This window comes from Serratia inhibens (assembly GCF_003591175.1).
GTDB lineage: Bacteria > Pseudomonadota > Gammaproteobacteria > Enterobacterales > Enterobacteriaceae > Serratia > Serratia inhibens.
Genome location: NZ_QYYG01000001.1, coordinates 1,155,913 through 1,181,303, shown reverse-complemented (window position 1 = coordinate 1,181,303; position 25,391 = coordinate 1,155,913). Strand labels below are relative to the sequence as shown.

Here is a 25,391-nt window from a genome sequence, read left to right as displayed (position 1 = left end):
TTACTATGTCGTTAATCAGCATGTCCGGCGCCTGGCTGTCCTTCAGCGATGCACCGCTTTTAGACAACACCGAAATTCATATTGAAGACAACGAGCGCGTTTGTCTGGTTGGCCGCAACGGCGCCGGTAAATCCACGCTGTTGAAGATCCTCGGCAAAGAAATCCCGCTGGACGATGGCCGGGTGATTTATGAGCAGGATCTGATTGTGGCGCGTCTGCAGCAGGATCCCCCGCGCAATATCGGTGGCACGGTATTCGATTTTGTCGCCGAAGGCGTGGCCGAGCAGGCAGAGCACCTGAAAGCCTATCACGCGATTTCGCATTTGGTGGAAACCGATCCCAGCGAGAAAAATCTGACGCGCATGGCGCAGATTATGGAGATCCTCGATCACCAGGGGCTGTGGCAACTTGACAGCCGCATCAGCGAAGTGCTGTTGCAACTGGGGCTGGACGGCGATGCGGAGCTGTCCTCGCTCTCCGGCGGCTGGCTGCGCAAGGCCGCATTGGGCCGCGCGCTGGTCAGTTCACCGCGCGTGTTGCTGCTCGACGAACCGACCAACCACCTGGATATTTCAACCATCGACTGGCTGGAAGGTTTCCTGAAAGAGTTCCAGGGCAGCATCGTGTTCATTTCCCACGACCGTTCCTTTATCCGTAACATGGCGACGCGCATTGTCGATCTCGATCGCGGCAAGCTGGTGTCCTGGCCGGGCAACTACGATCTGTATCTGCTGAGCAAAGAAGAGGCGCTGCGGGTGGAAGAGTTGCAGAACGCCGAATTTGACCGCAAGCTGGCGCAAGAAGAAGTCTGGATCCGCCAGGGCATCAAGGCGCGCCGTACCCGTAACGAAGGCCGCGTGCGCGCCCTGAAAGCGCTGCGCAATGAGCGTTCGGAACGCCGTGAAGTGATGGGCACCGCCAAAATGCAGGTGGAAGAAGCGGTGCGCTCCGGCAAGATCGTGTTCGAGATGGAAGACGTCAACTATCAGGTCGGCGACAAAGTGCTGGTGCGTAATTTCTCCGCCCAGGTGCAGCGTGGCGACAAGATTGCGCTGGTTGGCCCTAACGGCTGCGGTAAAACCACCTTGCTGAAACTGATGCTCGGTCAACTGAAAGCCGACAGCGGCCGTGTACACTGCGGCACCAAGCTGGAAGTGGCTTACTTTGACCAGCACCGCGCCGATCTGGATCCGGAACGCACGGTGATGGATAACCTGGCGGAAGGCAAACAGGAAGTGATGGTCAACGGCCGCTCCCGCCACGTGCTGGGCTATTTGCAGGACTTCCTGTTCCACCCAAAACGCGCGATGACGCCGGTGAAAGCGCTGTCGGGCGGTGAACGCAACCGCCTGTTGCTGGCCAAGCTGTTCCTGAAACCGAGCAACTTGCTGATCCTCGATGAACCAACCAACGATCTCGACGTCGAAACGCTGGAGTTGCTGGAAGAGTTGATCGATGGTTATCAGGGTACCGTGCTGCTGGTGAGCCACGATCGTCAGTTCGTTGACAACTCGGTGACCGAGTGTTGGATCTTCGAAGGCAAGGGCGTGATCAGCACCTTCGTCGGCGGTTACTACGATGCGCATCATCAACGCGCTACGGCGAAACCGATCCGTCAGGTTGCCGCGGCCGATCAGAATAAACCGTCGGTGGAAAAAAAGGCTGAACAACCGAAGAAATCAACGGTGAAACTGAGCTATAACTTGTTGCGTGAGTTGGAACAGTTGCCACAGCGCCTGGAACAGCTGGAAGCGGAAATCGAAGCGCTGCAAGCGCAAATGAGCGATGCGAATTTCTTTACGCGTCCACACAGTGAAACACAGCAGGTGTTGACGGCGCTGGCCGCCGCTGAAGGGGCGCTGGAAGAAGCGTTTGCCCGTTGGGAAGAGCTGGAAGCGATGAAAAACGGCTGACCCTTGAGAATACCGTCCGCGCGCTGCTGCGGGCGGTATTGCCGTACCGGTGAGCAACGTTATTAAGGAGGAATATGGTGTGTTCCCACGACAATCACGAGCAGCACAGCCACGCAAAGCCTGCTGAACGGCAACAGGATAACCTGATGCTGTGCCCGCAATGCGACATGATGGTGGCGTTGCCGCCACTGGCATATGGCACAAAAGCGGTGTGTCCGCGCTGTAAAACGACCCTCAGCTCCCGCTGGGAGGAACCGCGCAAGCGGCCCATCGGCTATGCCGTCAGCGCTTTGTTTATGCTGCTGCTGGCGAATATTTTCCCGTTTATCAATATGCACGTTGCCGGTATCGGTAACGAAATCAAACTGATCCAGATCCCGCAGGTGATGGTGGCGGAAGATTACGCCAGCATGGCTACGCTGTTTATGGTATTCGTTCAGTTGATCCCGGCGTTTTGCATGGTGGCGATTGTCTTGTTATGCGCCAGGGTGCGCATGCCTCTTGGCCTGAAAGAGTGGATGGCCAAGATGCTGTTCCAGTTTAAAACCTGGTGCATGGTGGAAATTTTTCTCGCCGGGGTACTGGTCAGTTTCGTTAAGCTGATGGCCTACGGGGATATTGGCGTCGGCAGCAGCTTTGCGGCTTATTGCCTGTTTTGCTTACTGCAGGTGCGCGCCTTCCAGTGCGTGGATCGCCGTTGGCTGTGGAATGACATAGAGCCGATGCCGCGCATCGATCGCCCAGTGACGGTAGGGCGGATCGGGTTACGCCAGGGGTTGCGTTCCTGCCCGTGTTGTACGGCGGTCCTGCCGGCGGAGCTGGCTCATTGCCCGCGCTGCCATACCAATGGTTACGTGCGTCGCCGCCACAGTCTGCAATGGACGCTGGCGCTGCTGTTTACGTCTATCATGCTGTATATTCCGGCGAATCTAATGCCTATTATGGTGACCGAAGCGCTGGGCAATAAAATCACCTCCACCATCATGGCCGGGGTGATCCTGCTGTGGGGCGAAGGATCCTATCCGGTGGCGATGGTCATTTTCATCGCCAGTATTATGGTGCCTTCACTGAAGATGTTGGCGATTGGCTGGCTGTGCTGGGATGCCAACGGCAAGAAGCAAGACAGGGCCGACAGCGAACGAATGCACCTGATTTATGAAGTGGTTGAGTTTGTCGGCCGCTGGTCAATGATAGACGTGTTTGTGATCGCCGTGCTTTCGGCATTGGTACGGATGGGACAATTGATGAGTATTTATCCTGCTACTGGCGCGCTGCTGTTCGCCCTGGTGGTGATCCTCACCATGTTTGCAGCCATGACGTTTGATCCCCGCCTGAGTTGGGATCGCGTAAACGAGACAATAAAAAAGGAGCCGCAAGGTGACGGAAAATAATCATAGCGTCGCGGACGTTGAAAAGATCAAGCGCTGGTCGCCGGTGTGGATCATTCCCATCGTCACCGCGCTGATCGGTGCGTGGATCCTGTTCTACCATTTCAGCCACCAGGGGCCGCAGGTGACGCTGATCACCACCACAGCGGAAGGGCTGGAAGCCGGTAAAACCAAAATCACCAGCCGCAGCGTCAATGTTGGGGTAGTAGAAAGCGTGACGCTGAGCGATGACCTGAACAAGGTCGTGGTACAGGCGCGACTTAACGCCGGCATGGATAAATTGTTGCGTCAGGACAGCGCTTTTTGGGTGGTTAAACCGCAAATCGGCCGTGAGGGCATTTCTGGTCTGGGCACGCTGCTTTCCGGCGCTTACATTGAGCTGCAGCCGGGCACCAAGGGCAAGGAGGGCAAAGATAATTACCAACTGCTGGATGCACCACCGCTGGCTTCTCCAGATGCCAAAGGGCTGCGCATCGTACTGGACAGCGACAAATCGGGCCAGTTGAATGCCGGCGATCCGGTGCTGTTCCGTGGCTATCGTGTGGGTTCGGTAGAGACCAGTTACTTTGATCCCAAGCAGCGTGCCATGCGTTACCAGCTGTTTATTTCGGCACCTTATGATCAACTGGTGACCAGCAACGTGCGCTTCTGGAAAGACAGCGGTGTGGCGTTCGACATGTCGGCGCAGGGCATGCGGGTGGAAATGGGCTCGCTGGCAACCCTGTTCAGCGGCGGTGTAAGTTTTGACGTACCGGAAGGTTGGGATCGCGGTGAACAGGTGAAAGAAAAGACGGAGTATGCGTTGTTCGACAACCAGCGCAGCATCCAGGACTCGCTGTATACCGTACACAAAGATTACCTGATGTTCTTCTCCGACTCGGTTCGCGGCTTGCAGCCGGGCGCGCCGGTAGAATTCCGCGGCATTCGTCTCGGTACGGTCGCGCAGGTGCCGTTCTATAAAGAAGGCATGGCGCAGCGTTTGGACAACGACTACCGCATTCCGGTGCTGATCCGCATTGAGCCTGATCGCTTCCAGAAACAGCTGGGCGGCAACTTCGATATCGAAGGCCATCTGAAAGACGCTGAGTCACGCGGCATGCGCGCTTCGCTGAAGTCCGCTAACCTGCTGACCGGCTCGCTGTATATCGATCTGGACTTCTATCCGCAGGAGAAAGCCTGGAAAGGGCCGCGCGAACTGTTCGGTTATCCGCTGATGCCGACCACCAGCGGCGGTCTGGCGCAGATCCAGCAGAAACTGATGCAGACGCTGGATAAGATCAACTCGATGCCATTGAATCCGATGATCAACGAAGCGACCAAAACCCTGGCGGAAAGCCAGAAAACCATGCAGTCGACGCAGAAAACCATGCAGTCGCTGAATGACATCATCGCCAGCAAAGAGATGAAGGCGCTGCCGCAGGATATGCAGAAAACCCTGCAGGAACTGAACCGCAGCATGAAAGGGTTCCAGCCAGGTTCTCCGGCCTACAACAAGATGCTCGGTGATATGCAACGTCTTGATCAGGTGTTGCGTGAACTGCAGCCCGTGCTGCGTACCCTGAACGAAAAGAGCAACGCGCTGGTATTTGAAGCCGCGGGCAGTAACGATCCTCAGCCGAAGAAGGCCAATAAATGATGAAATGGATTCCGGTAGCCCTGGCGCTGTTACTCAGCGCCTGTAGCAGCACACCACAGAAAACCTACTACCAACTGCCGGCGCTGGGTGCGTCGGCGCCGGTCAGCACTGGCACTGCGACGCATCAGCTGTGGTTGGAGCACGTCAACGTGGCGGATTACCTGGCGCAAAACGGTGTGGTTTACCAGACCAATGATGTGCAGTATGTCATCGCTCAAAACAACCTGTGGGCCAGTCCGCTCGATCAACAGCTACAGCAGACGCTGGTCACCAACCTAAGCAGCGCGTTGCCAGGTTGGGTGGTATCTTCTCAACCGATGAGCAGTGAGCAGGATGTGCTTAACGTCACTATCAGCGGTTTTCACGGCCGCTTTGACGGCAAGGCGATTATCCGTGGCGAGTGGGTGCTGAATCATCAAGGTAATCTGACCAAACGGCCGTTCAGCCTGGAATTGAAACAGGGTGAGGACGGTTACGACGCGCTGGTCCGTACGTTGGCGCAGGGCTGGCAGCAGGAAGCCCAGGTTATCGCCTCACAGGCGGGTAATTTTTAGTCATAATTTGTACTAAAACGGTCTAATCCCTTCCGGCGAGAGATATCAAAACGCTTTGCCGGAGGGGATTTTTATTTTATTTCAATGAATTAATGTCTTTTCTGGCATTTCAGCCACTTAGAAAATTCTGCGTACGTAGCTCACAAATATGACATTGGCGTGAATTTTGCGCATTGATCTTCCCTTCATTTAGCGCTATTGCTTATAGGTGGCTGCGCAAAAAGCAGCCATTGTTTTCTTTCCAACTGACCAAAAAAGTGAGGGAAACGAGGCATGAAGAGACAGAAACGCGATCGTCTGGAAAGGGCGCATTCGAAAGGTTATCAGGCAGGTATTTTAGGGCATTCGAAAGATTATTGTCCCTACAAAACGACTGTGGACAGCCGGTCTCAATGGCTGGGAGGTTGGCGAGAAGCCATGGAGGACAGGGCTGTGACCGCTTAAGCGGCTCTCTGTCATAAAAAGGAACAACCTCCGCTCAAGGCGGAGGTTTTTGTTAAAGCCCTATTAACCCTGCCAACGTTTCAGCAAGATACTCGCGTTCACCCCACCAAAACCAAACCCGTTCGACAGCGCATAGTTGATGACCATGGGCTGCGCTTTTTTCGCCACCAGATTCAACCCCTCGGCAGCCGGGTCCGGATTATCCAAATTTAGCGTAGCCGGTGCGATTTGATCGCGTAGTGCCAGCGCAGTAAAGATGGTTTCAAGCCCGCCCGCAGCGCCCAGTAAATGGCCGGTCGCTGATTTGGTTGAGGTCACTGCCACGCCGCCGCCGGTACCGAACAGGTGTTTAATCGCGTTGATTTCCCCCAGATCACCCACTGGCGTAGAGGTGGCGTGGGCGTTCAGATGCTGGATCTGCTCGGGTATGACACCAGCCTGTTTCAGAGCAATTTTCATTGCACGGTAGGCACCGTCACCATCTTCCGCGCCGGAGGTCATGTGGTAGGCGTCTGCACTGGTGCCGTAACCGACAATTTCCGCCAGCGGCGTTGCTCCGCGGGCCAGCGCATGTTCCAGCGTCTCAATGACCAGCATGCCGGCGCCTTCGCCCATGACAAAGCCGTCACGAGCGTTGTCGAAAGGCCGAGACGCTTTTTCTGCCGCTTCTGGCGGCGTAGTGGACATGGCGCGTGCGGCGGCAAACCCTCCCAGGCTGACAGTATCGATAGCGGCCTCTGTACCGCCACACAGCGCGATATCAGCCTCATCGTTGCGAATCATGCGCACTGCGTCGCCGATGGCCTGTACGCCCGCTGCGCAAGCGGTAACGGGGGCGCCAATCGGGCCTTTGAACTGGTGTTTAATCGACACATGGCCGGCGGCCAGGTTTACCAGGAAGGAGGGAATGGTAAATGGCGACAGGCGTTTGGTACCGCGACTGTCGGTGGTGCGCACTGCGTGGGCAATGGCAGGGAAGCCGCCGATACCGGAGGCGATCACGGTTGCGGTGCGTTCTTGTTTCTCTTCCGTATCCGCGACCCAGCCCGCTTGACGGATTGCTTCGTCGGCCGCCGCCATGGCGAACAGGATAAAACGGTCCATTTTTTTCTGGTCTTTTGGTGCCACGGAAAGATCGGGATCAAAGCCCGCCTCGGCATCCTGTTCCAGTGTAGGAACCTGACCACCGATTTTTACCTGCAGGTCGGCCACGATAGCTTCAGGAAGCGGACGAATGCCTGACTGGCCATTTAGCAGACGCTGCCAGATAGCCTCTACGCCGCATCCCAGTGGTGAAACGGCGCCCATGCCGGTAATGACTATACGACGACTGTTCATAGTGACTCCTTGGATGATTCGGGGGGTAATGCAGAATGATTTTGTTGCATCAGGGCTGCACGCCGACGTATACCGTCGGTTGCCGCCGGCCCTGGCGCTAAAGTGATGTTGTGCAATGCGATTGGCTGCCGGGTAACGCTGTCGACCAGTTGCACGTATATAGGTTGCCCGGTACGGCGATCGACCAGTTCGGCGGTAATGCCTTCATCGGCCAGATGCGTATTGCCCCAGTGAAACAGAGCCGCCAGCACCGGGAAAAAATCTTTGCCGCGTTCGGTGAGCAAATACTCATAACGTACCGGACGCGTCTGATAACGTTGTTTATGAAAAATGCCGCTTTCCACCAGATATTTCAGGCGGCGAGTCAGTATGGTGGGTGAAAGGCCGAGGCTTTGCTGGAATTCGTCAAACTTCGATAATCCATGAAACGCATCGCGCAGTATCAGGATGCTCCACCATTCGCCGACGCGATCAAGTGAGCGTGCTATCGGGCATGGCATGTTATCAAAACGGGTTCTTTGCATGGCACACCTCTTAGGTTACTACAATAATTGTAGTAACTTATTGGCCGCTCTGAACGCGAGCTTTGCAGTTCGCAACAAGATAACGGCGGGAAAAACAAACGGCGGCCGGAAGGGCCGCCGTCACTGCGATTAGAACGCAGTAGTGTCCTTGAACAGGCCCACTTTCAGATCGCTGGCGGTATAAATGACCTGGCCATCGACCAGCACTTCACCATCAGCCACACCCATAATCAGTTTACGGGTGATAACACGTTTGAAGTTAATGCGGTAGGTGACTTTCTTCGCGGTTGGCAGTACCTGGCCGGTGAATTTTACTTCACCCACGCCCAACGCACGGCCTTTACCTTCGCCACCCAGCCAGCCGAGATAGAAACCTACCAGCTGCCACATTGCGTCCAGACCCAGGCAGCCTGGCATGACTGGATCGCCGATAAAGTGGCAACCGAAGAACCATAGGTCCGGATTGATATCCAGTTCCGCTTCCACATAACCCTTGTTGTGGGAGCCACCGTCTTCGGTCATCTTGACCACGCGGTCCATCATCAACATGTTACCTGCCGGCAACGGCGGGCCACCGGCGCCAAACAGCTCGCCACGGCCGGATGCTTCGAGGTCTTCTTTCGTATAGGAGTCGCGTTTTTCTACCATGTTCTCAGTAAGCCTTATTTTATTGAAGGACGCAGATTAGCTAACACGTGTACGCTGAACAAGTCCGATCAGCCGTGGTTGAACCAGTTGAGCCAACGAAACGGCCATGGCCAGCGCCGACGTTCCTGCGGATTCACCTGCGCAATTCGTTCCTGAATGGCAGCTAACAGATTCGGTTGCTGCTCATCAGAGTAGGGGTAACCAGTGAGTAATGGCAAGGCTTCTGCGGCGCTGTTGACGGCCCACAGATGGAATTGCCCTTCGCGCACCGCATCGACCACATCCTGGCGCAGGCACAGGTGACGCACGTTAGTTGCGGGCAGAATGATGCCCTGTTTGCCCGTCAAACCACGACGCTGGCAAACTTCAAAAAAGCCTTCGATCTTCTCGTTGACGCCGCCAATCGGCTGAACATTACCGAACTGATCGACAGAGCCGGTGACCGCAATCTGCTGGGTGATCGGTTGTAATGACAGTGCGCTGATCAATGCACACAGCTCGGCCAGCGAGGCGCTATCGCCATCTACTTCACCGTAGGATTGTTCAAACACGATTGAAGCGGAGAAGGGCAGAGGTTGATCAAGTTCCAGTTCGGAAATCAGAAATGCCTGCATAATCATCATGCCTTTGGCATGCAGATTACCGCCGAGCTCGGCCTTACGCTCAACATCGGTAAATTCACCGTCGCCAAGATGCACCACGCAGCTGATACGAGAGGGTTCACCGAAGCTGCGCGGGTGCCCTGGGTATTCCAGCACTGAGAGTCCGTTGATTTGACCGACTACTTCGCCTTCGGTTTCAATCAGAATCTGACCCAGTTCGATCTCATCCTGCATCCGTTCGGCAAGGTAGCTTTCGCGCCACTCGCGTGCATTCAAGGCGGCTTCAAAGGCTTTGGCCGTGATGCTTTCTTCTTCTGCATACAGAGCCGCTTCAGAAAGCTGCTGGCCGATCCACAACGGTGAGAGCGGCAGGTTGCCCTGATCGCCGCTGTAGCGTACCGCCTGTATCATCAACGGGAGCCAGGCATCTGCCGCGAGTGAGGGCAGTTGCTGTTCATCGATAACCGTGTTGACGTAGCTGCACCACTGCACCATATCCTCGGCTTCGGTGAGCTGCAGGTCATCTTCGTATTCGCCGTAGACGGCCTGCTCGCTCAGCTCCGGTTCGATATCATGGAAATCAGCAAGACCGTGGCGATCGCCTACCACAATCAGACGCAACTCCAGTGGCATCGGTGGGATAGTGACCGGAAGCGGGCGCGTTTCATCGGGAGAAACCCAGTGGAACTGGCGTTGGGTGATCATTTGCTTTAACCGCAGCCAGAGCAGGGGCTGGGCCAGCAGAGAGCGTGCCGACAGAATCAGTACGCCGCCGTTGGCCTGATGCACGAGGCCCGGTTGCAGCGAGATTTCATCATTGTGAATTCTGACGCAGCCAAACAGCTGTTCCGGCTCAACCCATTCCTGAAACACACAGGCGCCACCGGCGGCAAACGGCTCATCACCGTGGCTGGCTGGCTCTACGCTTATCTTGCTGCCCTGGATCACATAGTGGCTGCCTTTGAAAGCAGTGTTCTGTGGCTGCAATGGCTCAATCGCTCGGGCAATCAATGCCAGATACTCGCGGGTTTCCTGCGCTTTCAGCAACATGAAACGCGGTGGCGACTGTGGATGGCAAAACAGCGTCAATGCATTTTCCAGCCGAGGCTGAATGGTGGCAAAGGACACTGGTGCCAACTGAGCGGCGGTATCAAATATCGCTTGATAAGGCGTAACGTCCGGCAACAGAGATTGCCATTCAAGTCGGTTATTGGTCAAAGTGTTAGATGCAATCGTCAAAAAGGGAAAGGGCGATTATACAAGAATAACGGCAGCTTGATACATACAGAGTCACAGTTGGCGTCAGGGAGTTTGACATTGCGCGACGACTGTGCAAAAAACAGTCTAAAAGAGGGCGTAATTGCCGGGGAAATTCGGTGTAAAGCTGTTATGCTTAATAAAGTTACGCGGTCACTGAAGAGCTCAAAATGAAATATCAGCAACTGGAAAACTTGGAGAGCGGCTGGAAATGGAAATACCTGGTGAAAAAGCACCGGGAAGGTGAATCTATTACCCGCCACATTGAAAACAGTGTAGCTCAGGAAGCCATTGACGAGCTGCTTAAGCTGGAAAATGAGCCGGTAAAAGTGCTGACGTGGATTAGCAGGCATATGAATCCGGAACTTGATAACCGGATGAAACAAACTATCCGCGCAAGGCGTAAGCGTCATTTTAACGCAGAACATCAACACACGCGTAAAAAATCTATCGACCTGGAGTTTCTGGTTTGGCAACGCCTGGCCGCGCTTGCCCGTCGCCGTGGAGTAACGCTATCAGAGACGATAGTACAACTGATCGAAGATGCCGAACGTAAAGAGAAGTACGCCAGTCAGATGTCGTCGTTGAAACAGGATCTGAAGGCGATCCTCGGCAAAGACGACAAGTAACCTGCCCAGCAAGAAAAGGGCCGTTGTTGCAAAACTCACTGCCTGTAGACGAAAAAAAACCCCGCATTGCGGGGTTTTTTACTAAGCAGTGGTAACTTAAGCCTGTGGCTGAGTTACAACGTCTTTGATACCTTTAACTTCGATCTCTACGCGACGATCTGGAGCCAGGCAAGCGATCTGAGCTTTAGTAGCACGGCCAGCTTTGTAGCCACAGGTGTTGCCAGTGACGGAATCAGCTTCGCCCATACCACGTGCAGAGATTTTATCTGACGGGATGCCTTTAGAAACCAGGTAATCAACAACGCTTTGTGCGCGTTTTTCAGACAGTTTCTGGTTGTACTGGTCAGAACCAACTGCGTCGGTGTAACCCAGAACTACAACAGAACCGTCTTTAGGATCCATGGAGCTCAGCTGAGTGTACAGCTGGTCCAGAGCCTGTTGGCCTTCTGGTTTCAGAGTTGCTTTGTTGAAGTTGAACAGCACGTCAGACTTCAGAGTGAAACGCTTGGTTTCAACAACTGGAGCCGGAGCTGGTGCTGGTGCTGGAGCAACAACATCATCCTGACCGAAACGGTAAGAAACACCCAGGCTCAGCATGGTGTTGTCTGGACGTGCGCCGACAGTACCTGCATCACCGATGTTGCTAACGAACTGGTAGTCCAGGCGAGTAGCCCAGTTTTTGGTCAGTGCGTATTCAACACCCACTGCAGCCAGCGGAGAAACGCCGGTGTCGTGGTCGCTCAGACGAGTGCCATTGCCGTAGTTAGCTTTGGAGTCTGCACGCCATACCATACCACCCAGACGAGTGTAGATGTCCAGATCGTCAGCAATTGGGTAGCTCAGTTTAGCTGCCAGTTGAACGCCCTGTGCTTTGAAAGCACCGTTGTTCACGCTGCCTTTGTAAGGCATACGGCCAAGCCAGTCATAGCCCAGCTCGAAGCCCAGGTATTGGTTCGCCTGGTAACCCAGGAACGCGCCAGCACCCAGTTGATCTTTATGGGTCGGACCATTGCCGATACCATTCTGGTAACCGTTGCCGTAGAAACCAGTGTCATGGTACTGGGACCAGCCCAGTTTAGCACCGGTGTACCAGGTATTATCTTTTGGGGCGGCTTGCGCTACGGTAGCGAAACCAGCCAGTGCCACTGCTAATGCGATAGCTGTCTTTTTCATTTTGCGCCTCGTTATCATCCAAATAGGCAATGAGCTTTAAAGCTGTTTTAAGCCCTTGGTTAAATTCCTTCGCCAAGGTTTGAGCCCTCGTTTGTTACTCGGCCAGTTTTTCTGGCGTTATAGAGCAACCTTGGCGATGTAAAGTCTACAACGTGGCGCGAAAGTTACAAGTGTGATGTGATAAAGCTCTAAAAAAAAACGCAGAATCGTACATATTTACTAACACTAACCGGTAAAAAATGCGGCAATTTAGTCTGTATTTTTTCTTGCGGAACCGCAGCAGGACTCGCTTTGCACCTGATCCAGCAAAGGTTCCCTCCCAGAGAGATAAAAATGATGGGAAAAATCCTAAATTTACTTAATGATACAAAGAAGAGTGAATTTTTAGCGTGGAACACTGTCCCTGAGTCGGGTTTATGTCACGTTGTGGACGCATAATGAACCCATAAGCGTTACCCAATTCTGCCGCACGTCTTAATTTTAACCGATCTTCTTCCGTAAGATCGGGCAACCATCCGAGAACGACACTGTAGTTACCCGTCAGAAGCGCTTTTTCCATAGCTTCAACTGTGGCAAGCGGAGTGATTTGGCTCAGTTGCACCACTTTATTAACCGGCAAACCGGACTGTTGCAGCCACAACCTACTCAGTTTTTGTTGCGGGGTTAGCCATAACAGCCAGCGCGATTGTCTGCCTAGCTGTTGCAACAGGGGCAACAATAGTTGCGCCACTGCGGGTTGATGCTCGTTGTAAACAAGTTCACTGATAAGGCCATTTTCTTTACCGGCATCCGTGTTTTTCGCAGCATTGTTCACCGCAAAGGAGGTGTGGCTGAAATGGGGTTTGTAGAGTGATTGAGTACGCATAAAGTATCCCGCCCGTAGTGTCACTGTATGTTTATACAGTATATCTAACTATGAGTAAGATCAACCCAAATTTTCGTAGTGCCTCGCATAATTGCGATTATTTTTTATACGTGCTGTTTTTATGATTGGCAGGACTGCGGATAGTGCGTATTTTTCTAATTACTTGTTCACGTTACTTTTATTTCATTGATGTGAGAAATAATACAATTGGAACCTACACAAGGAGAAGTTCTATGAAAGGGATATCAACAGAAAGGGTCAAACAGGCCAAAGCATGTTTCTGTGCATTAGGGAGCATTACTACGCGCTCGCAGTTTGGCGGTTATGGGGTGCTGGCTGATGGCGTTATGTTTGGGGTGATAGCGGAAGGCGAGCTGTATCTTCGTGCGACGGATAGCCTGGAGCCTGCTTTTCGCGCCCGCGGAATGGTCAATATGGTTTACTCCAAGCGGGGCGTACCAATCACCCTGCGTTATTATTGGGTTGATGAATATCTGTGGCGGGAAAGGGATGAGCTTATTGGGTTGGCGCGGCAGGCTATCCTGGAGGCCTGCCAGGAGCTTCAGGTCAAAACGGGTACTCATGGGCGGCTGAAAACGTTGCCGAACATCGACATTAACATGGAGCGTTTACTATGGCGGGCCGGCATTCGCAACGTCTATGACTTGCGCTTGAATGGCGCCAAGCGCAGCTATCTCCGGCTGTTGCAACAGCAACGCAATTTAGGATTGCGGGTACTGCTTTCGTTAGGTGGGGCGATTGCCGGTTATCACTATGCCGCTTTGCCCCTGGCCCTGCGCAGCGAGCTAACTCAGTGGTTTGAACATACCATGACTTTGCTTAGCCATGGGCACACTCCGGCAATCAGGGGGGGGATGAAAGATCTCGCGTGATTATGCCGATTTAGCTATCTGCGTTTTTAGCGCCATGAGTTCCGGCAGCAGTTCAATGACCAGGCCTATCTGCTGCAATACCAGTTGCTCTTTGCTTTCTGGTTCTGGAGCCCCGAGCTGGATACGCTCAGTCAGGTTTTCTAGCGCCTGAGCGATGTGGTGGCCGCCTTGCTCTTCCTGATGCAAGGCGCCATCGACATAGCATACGGCATCATTCAGCAACGCCAGCGTGGCGGGATTGTTCATGCGTTCACGGTGTGCACCCAATGCGGAGATATAACTCAACAAGGTGTGGTTCAGGCATAGCAGACGAAAAGCGGCATCCTGAACCACTTTATCGGCCTTGGGATCGGCCGACATGTTTGAAATCACCGAGGCCAACTCTGCGTCGCTGTTGTGCGCGTCCCGACGGGCGATACGGTACGGCAGACCATTATCTTTACCCTGATGGTATTGCACCAAAATCGCATCCAGATAGCGGCAGTTGGCGTTCAATGTTTTGTTCACCACGGCCGGCAATTGGCGGAATTTCCAATCTGGCCAGATAAAACTGACCGCTGCCCAAGCGATGGCGCATCCCAAAAGGGTGTCGTAAACGCGTGGTGCAGCCACTTCAAAGCCTTCACCCAGCAGGTTAAAGCATAGCAGTACCAGCAAGGTGATAAACATGGTTGCGTGCGCGTATTGAACGGTGCGAAAAGCAAAAAACAGGACGCCGGCAATGACGATCAACACCATCTGGCCTTCCTGTGAAGGCACAAAATAGAGGACCGGCAGGCCGATAAGAATGCCGGCCAGCGTACCGATAATACGCAGCGCCAGCCTGCGGCGGGTGGCATTGTAATTTGGCTGGCAAACAAACAGGCTGGTCAGCAGGATCCAGTAACCGTGCTGCATGCCGGTAAATTGAATGAAAGCATACCCGATACACAGCACCACCGACATGCGAATGGCATGGCGAAATAAGGCTGATTGGGGCGTCAAATGGCGACTAATGCGCAGGCGGATGTCGCTCCAACCCGTGAGCCGGTCATCTGACAGACTGTTCTCTTCCGTCTGTCCGTCGGCCAACGCCTGTTCGGATTCGATATTTGCCAATTGTGCGTCAATCGCACGCAAGTTCTTCAACAGGTGCGATAGTGCTTTGGTCAGTTCACGATTTTCCGGGGTGACGGCAACGCGAGCCAGAGCTTCATCAATGCGGCTGAAGGCCGGCTCAAAACGCAGGTTATGCTGGTATTTTTGCCGCAGAAGGATCGATTGTGCCAACTGCTGACAGGCGCGCGCTTGCATGCTGAGCAAGCGCTGGAAACGAAACAGGATATCGCTATGACGGAATTGTCGGCTCAGCGCCTGATATTGCACATGAGCGGAACTGGCGCGTTCGTGAATATCCTGAGCGACAAAATAATAATGCAAGGTACGACGCGTACCGCGTTGACCACGGTCGCCTTTCAGCCGCGTCAGCAATGAGACTTTGGTCTGGTTGAGAGTGGTCACCAGCGTGCTGTTGGCCATTGCTACATCCATCCACGGCAGGTCCGCAGCATGTTCGGCATCGGGGTCAAACAGGTTGGACTTGGCATCCAGATAATTCGCCAAATGATCGTAACAGCGTGCCAAATTTTCCTGCAAAGGGCGAATAGGAAATATCAGATGGCCAATCAGCGTCAGGAGGTTGTACCACAGGGCGCCAACGATCAGCAGTATCGGTTGCTGATACCAGGCGTCATACATTGAGGCCCCAAGCATGGTGTAAACTGCGATCAGCAAGGCGCCAAACGCAATGGTGGCGTAGCGTTGCCCCAAGGCCCCCAGCAGAATAAAGCCGCAGGTAGAGGTGGTCAGACCGAGGGCGAACAACCATGGGTAAGGAAACAGCAGCTCAATGGAGGCGGAGGCTATAAAAAAACACACCAGCGTGATCAGCAGGTTACGCAGCCTGCCGCTCAGACGGTCATCCAGATCGGTCAATGCTGCAGCTACTACTCCCAGAGTCAGGGGAATCGTGAGTTTGGGAATGGCTAGCCACCAAGGAATGGCGGCTGCGCCGGCCAGCGCAATAAAAATACGCAGGTTATAAAGCAGATTGCTGTTGTAGGTATAACGGCGTATTGCTGGTGCAAAAGAGAGCACGAAAAACTCCTCAGACGGAGAAAAAATTAACGCTGTTGATACTGACGTCGGGCATTTTCGGTTCTGGCCTGTTGAGCCATCTCAACCGATACCACGCGGCGACCCACCGGCCACAGTGCGATGGCGGCGATTTTGAAATTGGCAATGCCTACCGGGATGCCAATAATCGACACGCACTGCACAATGCCGGCGGCGATGTGGGACAAGCACAACCACCAACCGAAGAGTATCAGCCAGATAATATTCAGCAGTGAACCGCTGGCAGACAGCAGCGCGTTGCTTTTTTCCGGATACAGTTCATTAACGTGAATGGCTTCGTTGCCGAAAGGCAGAAACGATAATTTGGTGATTTCCCAGCACGAGCGGGTCAGGGGCAGGGTAATAATCAGTATGACGCTGAACGCCGTTGCGACCAGCCAGCCAAAGGTAGTGAAAAAACCGCCCAACACAAAATTAAGAATATTCAGTACAGTACGCATAGTCGTCATTCTGCTCTAATGATGGCCAAACCGCGAAGCGGTTGCGTTTGGTATCAAAACGCAAAATCTATTCTACCCTTTTTTTAGCGCTAGAGTGCCACTGCTTATCACAGGTAAACTGGCAGATATCCGTTATTTAATCTCAACATAGTCATGGCGCGCCGATATGGAACTTAAAGCGACATCGCTGGGGAAACACCTGGCTCAGCATCCTTATAACCGCGTGCGGTTGCTGCACGCCGGGGTTGAGGTGAGCGGTGAAAAGCATGAATATCTGATTCCTTTCAATCAGTTGATTCAAGTCAGATGCAAGCGTGGCATCGTCTGGGGCGAGCTGGAGTTTGAGCTGCCCGATGAAAAAGTGGTGCGCCTGCATGGTACCGAATGGCAAGAAACTCAGCGTTTCTACCATTACCTGCAACAGGCCTGGCAGCAATGGAGCGCGGAGATGAGCGCAGTCAGCGCCGGCGTTTTACAACAGCAGGTAGAACATATCCAACGTATTGAACAGCAGGACAAGTGGTTCAAAAAGTCCGAACTGGGAAAATTGCAGCAGCAGATCCGGCAGTCTTTTGGCGCCTTGCCAATGCCGGTAGCGCGATTGGATGAGTTCGACAACTGTCGGGATGATTACCAGCTATGCCAGCAATGGTTGCAGCACGGGCTGCGCAGTGTGGGGCAGCGTAATCAGCAGTGGACAGAGCGCATGCTGGAGACGTATCACGATTTCTTCCAGACTATCGAAAGTTCACCGTTGAATGACTCGCAAAGCCGTGCAGTGGTCAATGGCGAAGACTCGGTGCTGGTTCTGGCGGGTGCCGGCAGCGGAAAAACCTCGGTGCTGGTGGCGCGAGCCGGCTGGCTGTTACGCCGTCAGGAGGCTGAACCCGGGCAGATACTGCTGTTGGCGTTTGGTCGTCAGGCAGCGGAAGAGATGAATGAGCGCATTCAGGAGCGTCTGGGCAGCGTGGCGATTCAAGCCAAGACTTTTCACGCGCTGGCGCTGCAGATCATTCAACAGGGCAACCGCAAGGTACCTGCAATCAGCAAGTTGGAAACCGACAGCAAGGCCCGGCGTGCTTTGTTGATTACCCATTGGCAGCAACAGTGTACAGAGAAAAAAACGCAGGCCAAAGGATGGCGTCAGTGGCTGATTGAGGAGCTGGAATGGGACGTGCCCGAAGGCGACTTCTGGCAGGATAAGCGCCTGGCCGAGCGGCTGGCCGGCCGGCTTGAGCGTTGGCTGGGGCTGATGCGGATGCACGGTGGCAGCCAGGCGGAAATGATCGAACAGGCGGATGAAGAGATCCGTGACCTGTTTTCAAAACGTATTCGCCTGATGGCACCCTTGCTGAAAGCCTGGAAAGGCGCGCTGAAAGATGAAGGGGCGGTGGATTTCTCCGGCCTTATCCATCAGGCGGTCCATATTCTGGAAAAAGGGCGTTTTGTCAGCCCGTGGAAGCATATCTTGGTGGATGAGTTCCAGGATATTTCGCCGCAACGAGCCCAGTTGCTGGCAGCGCTACGCAAGCAGAATAAGCAAACCTGCCTGTTCGCGGTGGGTGATGACTGGCAGGCTATTTACCGCTTTAGCGGTGCGGAGTTGACGCTAACCACGGCGTTTGCCGAAAACTTTGGCGAAGGCGCCCAGTGTGCGCTCGATACCACTTACCGTTTCAATGAGCGTATCGGTGAGGTGGCAAACCGCTTTGTACAACAGAATCCACACCAGTTGAAAAAACCGTTGAACAGCCTGAGTAAAGGCAATAAGAAATCGGTGGTAATTTTGCCGCATGAGCAGTTGGAGAGCCTGCTCGACAAGCTGAGCGGTTACGCCAAGCCGGATGAGCGCATTCTGGTGCTGGCGCGTTATCACCATCTGAAACCGGAAGTGCTGTCGAAAGCGGCGACCCGGTGGCCAAAACTGGCCCTCGAGTTTATGACTATTCACGCCAGCAAAGGGCAGCAGGCGGAATATGTGATCATCGCCGGTTTGCACGAAGGCAACGATGGTTTCCCGGCGGTAGCGCGTGAGTCGGTGCTGGAGGATGTTTTGCTGCCCCAACCGGAAGATTTTCCGGATGCAGAGGAGCGGCGGTTGCTGTATGTGGCGCTGACGCGCGCCAAGCATCAGGTCTGGCTATTGCAGGATCGCGAACGTCCGTCGGTGTTCGTTGAGCATTTGCAGGATCTCGGCGTGCCGCTGCAGAAAAAACCTTAAGTTCAGGGCCTGGTGTTTGCCAGGCCGCAATCACTATTTCAGGCGATCCTGCAAATAACGCTGATAATCTGGAATGGCGATTTCCACTTCGCTTTTAAACAGCGAAGAATCAATCAGGAAATCTGCGGTGGAGCGGTTGGTGGCGACGGGAATATTCCATACTGTCGCCAGGCGCAGCAGGGCTTTTACGTCCGGATCATGGGGTACCGCATTCAAGGGATCCCAGAAGAAAATCAGCATATCGATTTTACCTTCCGCAATCAGTGCGCCGACCTGCTGATCGCCGCCCATCGGGCCGCTCAGCATGCTTTGTACCGGAATGCCACTGGCCCGCTGGATCAGGTTGCCGGTGGTACCGGTGGCGTACAACTGATGCTGCTCCAAGACGGATTTATTGTCTTCAACCCACTTGAGCAGGGCTTGCTTGCGGTGATCGTGTGCCACCAATGCAATGTGTTTGCGCGCGGCGATAGTGCGGGTAGTAAATTCCATCTCGATGTCCTTCGCTAATCGGGGGGATGTGCGACAGATTACTGAAACTGTTTTTCACTGCCTAGCGTTTACACCGGAAAATGCGAAGAAAGCGTACCTTTGTGTAAAAGACACCACTCATCCTAATGGGCTGCCTGTTTATTGGCCCACTGCAGGAAACGTTTCTGGGTGTCTTTATCCGCCTGTTGGAACCAGTATTGCAGCATTTGTTCGGAAACGTTTTCACCCTTCAACGTCACCGTGGGGGAGTTTAATACCGTGTTGCCCAGTGGGGAGGGCGACGTAACGGCACGAACCTGCGCGAAGGACGGCACCGAGGCTGGGCGATTCTGGCTGTTGTAATCTGCCATCAGTTTTTCCAGATCAACATTGAGCGTCACGCCATCGGGGTGCAGCACGTCATGTCTCATCGCCAACGCGTTACCTTTTTTATCAATAACCTGATAATTAAGCGTTTTATCAAACCTCTGGCCATCACGTACATTCTCAATGCGTGGCAACTCAATGGCTACGGAGCTGACATTCTGCGTATTGAAGGTGGCGATAAGCGGTGGGGAGGAATAGGCCGTTACCTCATGCTGGCCCGAGCGAACGGACTTGACGACTTTAAACAGCAACTGATGTTGCCCGCCATCCAGTTCCAGGCTGTCGGCACCTTTTAGCAACGATCCCGTCATTTTCTTGCCATCAACCACCAGCAGGTCGATATCAGAGGAGAGTCTCAGGGTCGTAGCTACGGCAGGCATGCTGATACTGATGCTGAGCAGCCCCGCAACCATCAGACCAAATTTCATCGTTATCTCCTTATAAGTGGCATCGTTATTAGTGTCGAATACACCATGCAATGTGTCAGAATTTTCCAAAGGCGCATTTGTGTTTACAAATATACACACTTATATTCATTTTGACATTATTGGCCGAGTGAATGTTAGCAGTGACAGCATCAGACCGCAAAAGTGGCAGGGAGTTTCCGGGGTATCGCGTTTCGTCGATTCAAGGTCAATGAGTTACACTTATCACAGGGGAGTCCCTGTCAACTATTGGGAGCGGAAAATGCGAGACAACGAAATTGCCGGCCTGCTGCAACAGGTGAAAACCATTGCACTGGTGGGTGCCAGTGATAATCCGGCGCGCGCCAGCTTTGGCGTGATGGCCTATTTGCTTTCACAGGGATACCAGGTGACACCGGTTAGCCCCAAGCTGGCGGGGCAGACGCTCCTGGGCCAGCAGGCTTATGCGAAGCTGGCGGACATTCCGCACCCGATCGATATGGTTGACGTATTCCGTAATTCAGAGGCTGCATACGGGGTGGCGCAAGAGGCTATTGCCATCGGCGCCAAGGCGTTGTGGTTGCAAATCGGCGTGATTAACGAACAGGCAGAGGCATTGGCGAACGGTGCGGGGCTTAAGGTGGTGATGGATCGCTGCCCTAAAATCGAAATCCCGCGTCTGGGCCTTGAGCGCTGAGTAAAATAAAGGCCTGGCATCGCGCCAGGCCTTTAAGGCGAGTTTCTCAGGCCATTACGCATCAGTTGCGCAGGCGTGGCGCTTGTAACTGGTGACGGATGGATTCCGCCAGTTCATCCAGCGAGGGTTGTTCAGGGTGGGCGTCCTGGGCTTCCCCATCCAGCTGTGCTTCCGCCAGGTAGGTATGCACCGGTTGGCCTTCTTCGTCTTCCATCACCACGTGGTACCAAGGGGCGAACCGTAGATCGGTATTCGCCGCTATCTCATCAGCTTTGGGCTGCTCGAGGGAGTATTCAGGATCAATATCGATAATCACCCCCAAATACCCCAGCAACTTATGCCGAACCTGTTGTCCGATACCGAATTTGCTGGCAATCATGATGACCTCCTGAGAAACAGTGCTTTGCTCTTTATATGAGGGCAAAGCAGCGTATTTCAAGTTACATCACCCGGCACGCAAACCCTTTCAAGTACAACCCTTCAGGATAAGTTGCGATAACCGGGTGATCGGCAGCCTGACGGTACTGCTCTATAAATTGTACATCACGCCCGGCATCTACAGCGGCATCGGCCAAAATTTTCTGGAACAAATCGGTTGGCATCAGGCCGGAGCAGGAGAAACTGAGCAAAATTCCGCCCGGATTCAGCAACTGCAACGCCAGCATATTGATATCTTTATAGCCGCGACAGGCGCTGGCCAGTTGGTTTTTGTTTTCGACGAACTTCGGTGGATCCATAATGATCAGGTCGAATTTTTCGCCCTGCGTACGGTAGGCGCGCAGCAACTGGAATACATCGTCGCGTACAAATTCAGCTTTACTCAGGTCCAACTGATTCAGTTCGACGTTCTGCTTGGCGATATCCAGCGCTGCTTGCGATGTATCTACGCTGATCACCTGCGAACAACCGCCCATCAGGGCTGAAACGGCGAAGGCACCGGTGTAGGAGAAACAGTTGAGTACGCGACGGCCGGCGGAATAATTACGTGCCGCCAGGCGGCTGTCGCGTTGATCGAGGTAAAAACCGGTCTTATGACCTTGCTGGATATCCACCAACAGCTTCATGCCGTGTTCGGTAATGGGCAGCAGAGCAGGGGGAAGATCGCCCAGTACCGGCCCCTGAGCCAACGGCAGACCTTCTTTTTTACGTACGGCAACGTCTGAACGATCGTAGATTGCACATTCAGGATAGCAATGCTGCAAGGCGGTAATCAGCGCCGCGCGTTGGTATTCGGCGCCGGCGGACAGCAATTGCAGGACCAGGAAATTCTGGAAGCGATCGATGGTAACGCCTGGCATGCCATCGGATTCGCCGGCAATCAGGCGATAACCATCCAGCCCATCACGTTTCGCTACCCAATCACGCCAGTTTTGTGCCTGCTGCAAGCGGCGGACAAAGAAATCGATGTTAATCTCTTCATCCTGCTGGAATGTCCAGACACGGGCGCGGATTTGCGATTCCGGCGAGTAGGCGCCGCGCGCCAACCATTTTCCCTGGGCGTCGTGAATATCAATGGTTTCGCCAGAAAGAGCTTTACCTTCAAGACGTTGAACGGCACCGGAGAATACCCATGGGTGGCGACGGAGTAAGGACTTTTCACGTCCTTTGGCGAGAAACAGGCGTACGGTCATAATTAAGAATGTGCCAGCTAGGTAAAAAGAGTGACATCGCCGTGCGACGCACAGGCAATGCCATAAACGAAAGTTGATAAGGGGCGGATTATGACACAAGTTTGCATTGCTGCGTATGTCTATGGCGTGGTGCAAGGGGTGGGGTTTCGCTATAGCACCCAGCATCAGGCGACGGCGTTGGGGTTAAGCGGTTATGCGCGCAACCTTGACGACGGCAGCGTCGAAGTGGTGGCCTGCGGCGAACAACCGCAGGTGGATAAGCTGGTGGAATGGCTGAAGAACGGTGGCCCGCGCAGCGCACGTGTCGAGCGCGTTTTGGTAGAACCCCGCGGCACGGCCGATTACCAGGGGTTCAGTATCCGCTATTAAGGTTTAGATGCATTTTACCGGTTTTGGCAGGCCGGCGATTTTGGTGGCCTGTTTGGCCGGGCCTTTTGGAAACAGGCGATACAGGTAACGGCTGTTGCCTTTCTCTTCGCCGTATTTCTGCGCCATGGCTTTCACCAGCATGCGGATCGCCGGTGAAGTATTAAATTCCTGGTAAAAGTTGCGCACAAAGCGCACCACTTCCCAATGCGCTTCGCTTAGCGTTATCTCTTCCTGCGCAGCCAGCAGCGGCGCCAGGCCCTCATGCCAGTCTGCGCTGTTTTTCAGGTAACCTTGCGCATCAGTTTCAATAATCTGGCCTTCAAACTCCAACATACTGCCTCGATAACGAATGATTCAGAACGGCCGCCAGTTTAACAAATTTTTGGTTGTCGCAAAAAACAAAACCCCGCCGAGGCGGGGTTTGAGTGTTAGGCAAGCGTTGACTCAGTTGCTGCGCGCGAAGCCCAAAATGCTTAACAGGCTGATGAACATGTTATACAGCGACACATACAGGCTGACGGTGGCGCGGATGTAGTTGGTCTCGCCGCCGTGGATGATATTGCTGGTTTCCCACAAGATTGCGCCGGCGGAGAACAGAATGAACAGCGCACTGATCGCCAGATGCAGAGCAGGAATTTGCAGGAACAGATTAGCGATTACCGCAACCAGCAACACCACAAAGCCCGCCATCATCATTCCGGACAGGAACGACATATCCTTGCGCGTGGTCAGCACATAGGCTGAACAGCAGAAGAACACCACGGCAGTGCCGCCCAGCGCCAGCATGATCAGATCGCCGGCCCCGGTATTAATGAACGAACTGAGGATTGGACCCAGCGCGTACCCCATAAAACCGGTCAGCGCGAATGCCGCCAGGATACCCGCCGGGCTGTTCGCCAGTTTGTGGGTCAGGAACATCAAACCATAGAACCCGACCAGCATCAGCAACAGGCCCGGCGCCGGCAGCCCCAGCATGGTGCTGGCAGTCGCGGTCAGCGCGGAAAACGCCAGCGTTAACGAAAGCAGGAAGTAGGTATTGCGCAGAACTTTATGCGTGCTGAGCAACGAGTCGCGCGAGGAGGATGAGACGACAATACGGTCCATAATGATCTCTCTTATCAGGTCATCACAAAATTAGTTCCGATGATAGGCAGCGCAAGCGTTTGATTAAAGTTTGTTTACCAATCTTTACCGTTAGTTATCATTGCTGCAACCCTGAGCGATGGTTGGCGGTTTCTTCAACGCTTGTGCGCCAGATGCTGTTTTTTCGTTCGGTTGAGCGGTAATGGGCTTTACAAGCGGATCGGCTCTGTTTATAGTTCGGCTCGTTGCGGAGGGGTGGCCGAGTGGCTGAAGGCAACGGTCTTGAAAACCGTCGACGGGAAACCGTTCCAGAGTTCGAATCTCTGCTCCTCCGCCATACATTCTGACCCCGTGCTCTTCGAGCGCGGGGTTTTTTGTATCTGGTATACTGAAATGCCCACAGCGTCCTATCTTCCTTCCGTTACTCCCGCGACCGAACAATCTTTTTGTGAACTCCTCTACCTGATTTGCACGACTAATTGGTTTTTACAATCCCGGAGCATATCTTTCAACACACTGACAATGCCGCTCTCAAACACCTCAGACTCGCCCTCTCCACCATAGAACCAAGCTTATTTAGGTACGAAACGATAAGCCTTATTTAATGGGGTTTTGAAGAATCATAAATGATGGGAATGTTTTTTTGTTTTCCCTTCAATGAAAGGACAAGGTGGGAACGCCAATGTCTCATTTTTCGAAAAAAATCCAAAATCGGAAATTTCTCACTACTGGCTTAAATCTGTTCGATTTTTAAACTTAAGCTAATTTGATCATTTATCATTCAGCCTTGCGCTGTGCGGCCTGAAAGGGTTTTTGTAGGAAAGTTCTTGTAAATCATGTTGATGATCTATTTTTGTTAAATGACAAGAAAGTAATATTTTGTTACAAATGTTGATTTTCCATCACTTGGTTAATGTTTTTACACTTCAATCAATAGGTAATATTCTGAAATTTTCACTTTTCAGATAGAGGCCTAAATACTGTGTCATGCTAGCTGGTGAATGGAATGTACCCGCTTTTTACCCCGGATTTTGATTTGCGTTGGATGACGTAAGCCGGGGTTTTGTTCTGGCAGGTTAAGTCTTTCTTATTAATTTCTCAGTGGCATTGACCTTTTCTATTCTTCCATAGAACAGGGATAGCTATGTCTAACTCCTACCAGTCCGAGATCCCCAAAGCTCGCGTCAATATAAAACTCGACCTGCACACCGGCGGTGCTCAGAAGAAAACCGAATTGCCCCTCAAGCTGATGGTGGTGGGGGATTACAGCAATGGCACGGAACAAAGCCCGGTATCTGAGCGTGAAAAGGTCAACGTTAATAAAAACAATTTTGACAGCGTGTTGGCCGAATTCTCTCCCTCCGTAAATCTTTCCGTTGAAAACACCCTGGCTGGTGACGGCAGCGAAGAGAACGTCAGCCTGACTTTCCGTGAGATGAACGATTTCACGCCGGAGCAGGTGGCCCGCCAGATCCCCCAGCTTAAAGCCATGCTTGCCATGCGCAATCTCCTCCGCGACCTCAAGGCCAACCTGTTGGATAACCAGGCTTTCCGCAAAGAGCTGGAAAAAATCCTGCTCGACCCGGCGCTCAGCGCTGAACTGCGCAGTGAGCTGTCTGCTCTGGCACCGAAGCAAGCATAACGGTCGC

Annotated in this window: 25 protein-coding genes and 1 tRNA gene; 12 read left to right on the top strand and 14 right to left on the bottom strand. The window is 53.4% G+C overall.

Going from position 1 to position 25,391, the window contains the following annotated elements; all coding sequences use genetic code 11:
* Positions 1-5: 5 nt before the first annotated feature.
* From D4100_RS05700 to rmf, 5 genes are all read left to right on the top strand, one after another.
* A complete protein-coding gene (locus D4100_RS05700; RefSeq protein WP_119803456.1) occupies positions 6-1,913 on the top strand; it encodes an ABC transporter ATP-binding protein in 1,908 nt (635 codons plus the stop codon).
* A 74-nt stretch (positions 1,914-1,987) separates the two neighbouring features.
* Positions 1,988-3,304, top strand: a complete 1,317-nt coding sequence (gene pqiA, locus D4100_RS05695; protein ID WP_043912910.1) for a membrane integrity-associated transporter subunit PqiA — start codon at positions 1,988-1,990, stop codon at positions 3,302-3,304.
* Positions 3,291-4,937, top strand: coding sequence for an intermembrane transport protein PqiB (pqiB, locus tag D4100_RS05690; protein ID WP_119803454.1), 1,647 nt, complete (start codon positions 3,291-3,293; stop codon positions 4,935-4,937). The genes pqiA and pqiB overlap by 14 nt, the downstream gene beginning before the upstream one ends.
* Positions 4,934-5,491, top strand: coding sequence for a membrane integrity-associated transporter subunit PqiC (pqiC, locus tag D4100_RS05685; RefSeq protein WP_119803452.1), 558 nt, complete (start codon positions 4,934-4,936; stop codon positions 5,489-5,491). The genes pqiB and pqiC overlap by 4 nt, the downstream gene beginning before the upstream one ends.
* A gap of 273 nt (positions 5,492-5,764) precedes the next feature.
* Positions 5,765-5,935, top strand: coding sequence for a ribosome modulation factor (gene rmf / locus D4100_RS05680; RefSeq protein ID WP_006320734.1), 171 nt, complete (start codon positions 5,765-5,767; stop codon positions 5,933-5,935).
* A gap of 63 nt (positions 5,936-5,998) precedes the next feature.
* On the opposite strand, the gene fabF is transcribed toward rmf, so the two are convergent.
* The 4 genes from fabF to D4100_RS05660 all read right to left on the bottom strand — a co-directional run bounded on the left by fabF (position 5,999) and on the right by D4100_RS05660 (position 10,265).
* On the bottom strand, positions 5,999-7,273 hold the full coding sequence (fabF, locus tag D4100_RS05675) for a beta-ketoacyl-ACP synthase II (RefSeq protein ID WP_006320731.1): 1,275 nt from the start codon (positions 7,271-7,273) through the stop codon (positions 5,999-6,001).
* Positions 7,270-7,797 carry a winged helix-turn-helix transcriptional regulator gene (locus D4100_RS05670; protein WP_119803450.1) on the bottom strand — a complete coding sequence of 176 codons (528 nt, stop codon included), beginning with the start codon at positions 7,795-7,797 and terminating at the stop codon, positions 7,270-7,272. Before D4100_RS05670 ends, fabF begins: the two co-directional genes overlap by 4 nt.
* Before the next feature lie 129 nt (positions 7,798-7,926).
* Positions 7,927-8,445 carry a bifunctional 3-hydroxydecanoyl-ACP dehydratase/trans-2-decenoyl-ACP isomerase gene (gene fabA, locus D4100_RS05665; protein WP_006320726.1) on the bottom strand — a complete coding sequence of 173 codons (519 nt, stop codon included), beginning with the start codon at positions 8,443-8,445 and terminating at the stop codon, positions 7,927-7,929.
* Positions 8,446-8,513: 68 nt separating this feature from the next.
* Positions 8,514-10,265: an AAA family ATPase gene (locus D4100_RS05660; RefSeq protein WP_193395142.1), complete on the bottom strand. Its 1,752-nt coding sequence runs from the start codon at positions 10,263-10,265 to the stop codon at positions 8,514-8,516.
* A 209-nt stretch (positions 10,266-10,474) separates the two neighbouring features.
* Between D4100_RS05660 and matP the strand changes: the two genes are divergently transcribed.
* Positions 10,475-10,933, top strand: a complete 459-nt coding sequence (gene matP / locus D4100_RS05655) for a macrodomain Ter protein MatP (protein WP_006320724.1) — start codon at positions 10,475-10,477, stop codon at positions 10,931-10,933.
* Positions 10,934-11,029: 96 nt separating this feature from the next.
* Here the strand turns inward: matP and ompA are convergent, their stop codons facing one another.
* Both ompA and sulA read right to left on the bottom strand, forming a co-directional pair.
* Complete coding sequence (gene ompA / locus D4100_RS05650) at positions 11,030-12,106, bottom strand: porin OmpA (RefSeq protein ID WP_006320723.1); 1,077 nt, start codon at positions 12,104-12,106, stop codon at positions 11,030-11,032.
* 358 nt (positions 12,107-12,464) lie between these two features.
* A complete protein-coding gene (gene sulA, locus D4100_RS05645; protein WP_006320722.1) occupies positions 12,465-12,971 on the bottom strand; it encodes an SOS-induced cell division inhibitor SulA in 507 nt (168 codons plus the stop codon).
* Between the two features lie 233 nt (positions 12,972-13,204).
* Here sulA and D4100_RS05640 point away from each other — a divergent pair, with 233 nt between their 5' ends.
* Positions 13,205-13,864 carry a TfoX/Sxy family DNA transformation protein gene (locus tag D4100_RS05640; protein ID WP_119803448.1) on the top strand — a complete coding sequence of 220 codons (660 nt, stop codon included), beginning with the start codon at positions 13,205-13,207 and terminating at the stop codon, positions 13,862-13,864.
* Here the strand turns inward: D4100_RS05640 and yccS are convergent, their stop codons facing one another.
* Positions 13,865-16,000, bottom strand: a complete 2,136-nt coding sequence (yccS, locus tag D4100_RS05635; protein ID WP_006320720.1) for a YccS family putative transporter — start codon at positions 15,998-16,000, stop codon at positions 13,865-13,867.
* A gap of 26 nt (positions 16,001-16,026) precedes the next feature.
* A complete protein-coding gene (locus D4100_RS05630; protein ID WP_006320719.1) occupies positions 16,027-16,479 on the bottom strand; it encodes a YccF domain-containing protein in 453 nt (150 codons plus the stop codon).
* Between the two features lie 166 nt (positions 16,480-16,645).
* Here D4100_RS05630 and helD point away from each other — a divergent pair, with 166 nt between their 5' ends.
* The gene (helD, locus tag D4100_RS05625; protein ID WP_006320717.1) at positions 16,646-18,700 is read left to right on the top strand and encodes a DNA helicase IV; all 2,055 of its coding nucleotides are present in this window, start codon (positions 16,646-16,648) and stop codon (positions 18,698-18,700) included.
* A 33-nt stretch (positions 18,701-18,733) separates the two neighbouring features.
* Here the strand turns inward: helD and D4100_RS05620 are convergent, their stop codons facing one another.
* Positions 18,734-19,192 (bottom strand): methylglyoxal synthase, encoded by a 459-nt coding sequence (locus D4100_RS05620; protein WP_006320716.1) that lies wholly within the window; start codon positions 19,190-19,192, stop codon positions 18,734-18,736.
* Positions 19,193-19,314: 122 nt separating this feature from the next.
* Positions 19,315-19,986, bottom strand: a complete 672-nt coding sequence (locus D4100_RS05615; protein WP_119803446.1) for a DUF2057 family protein — start codon at positions 19,984-19,986, stop codon at positions 19,315-19,317.
* Between the two features lie 259 nt (positions 19,987-20,245).
* Between D4100_RS05615 and D4100_RS05610 the strand changes: the two genes are divergently transcribed.
* Positions 20,246-20,659 carry a CoA-binding protein gene (locus tag D4100_RS05610; protein WP_119803444.1) on the top strand — a complete coding sequence of 138 codons (414 nt, stop codon included), beginning with the start codon at positions 20,246-20,248 and terminating at the stop codon, positions 20,657-20,659.
* Positions 20,660-20,720: 61 nt separating this feature from the next.
* On the opposite strand, the gene hspQ is transcribed toward D4100_RS05610, so the two are convergent.
* Positions 20,721-21,038 (bottom strand): heat shock protein HspQ, encoded by a 318-nt coding sequence (gene hspQ / locus D4100_RS05605; RefSeq protein ID WP_004942817.1) that lies wholly within the window; start codon positions 21,036-21,038, stop codon positions 20,721-20,723.
* 61 nt (positions 21,039-21,099) lie between these two features.
* Entirely contained in the window at positions 21,100-22,290 is a 1,191-nt protein-coding gene (gene rlmI, locus D4100_RS05600) for a 23S rRNA (cytosine(1962)-C(5))-methyltransferase RlmI (RefSeq protein ID WP_006320713.1), read from the bottom strand.
* A 90-nt stretch (positions 22,291-22,380) separates the two neighbouring features.
* Here rlmI and yccX point away from each other — a divergent pair, with 90 nt between their 5' ends.
* On the top strand, positions 22,381-22,659 hold the full coding sequence (gene yccX, locus D4100_RS05595) for an acylphosphatase (protein ID WP_119803442.1): 279 nt from the start codon (positions 22,381-22,383) through the stop codon (positions 22,657-22,659).
* Positions 22,660-22,662: 3 nt separating this feature from the next.
* Here yccX and tusE read toward each other — a convergent pair whose 3' ends face one another.
* Positions 22,663-22,992, bottom strand: coding sequence for a sulfurtransferase TusE (gene tusE / locus D4100_RS05590; protein WP_004942823.1), 330 nt, complete (start codon positions 22,990-22,992; stop codon positions 22,663-22,665).
* Positions 22,993-23,103: 111 nt separating this feature from the next.
* A complete protein-coding gene (gene yccA, locus D4100_RS05585; protein ID WP_004942825.1) occupies positions 23,104-23,763 on the bottom strand; it encodes an FtsH protease modulator YccA in 660 nt (219 codons plus the stop codon).
* A 228-nt stretch (positions 23,764-23,991) separates the two neighbouring features.
* Here yccA and D4100_RS05580 point away from each other — a divergent pair.
* Both D4100_RS05580 and tssB read left to right on the top strand, forming a co-directional pair.
* Positions 23,992-24,079: transfer RNA gene (locus D4100_RS05580), tRNA-Ser, on the top strand.
* A gap of 807 nt (positions 24,080-24,886) precedes the next feature.
* On the top strand, positions 24,887-25,384 hold the full coding sequence (gene tssB, locus D4100_RS05575) for a type VI secretion system contractile sheath small subunit (RefSeq protein WP_119803440.1): 498 nt from the start codon (positions 24,887-24,889) through the stop codon (positions 25,382-25,384).
* The last annotated feature ends 7 nt before the right edge of the window (positions 25,385-25,391 follow it).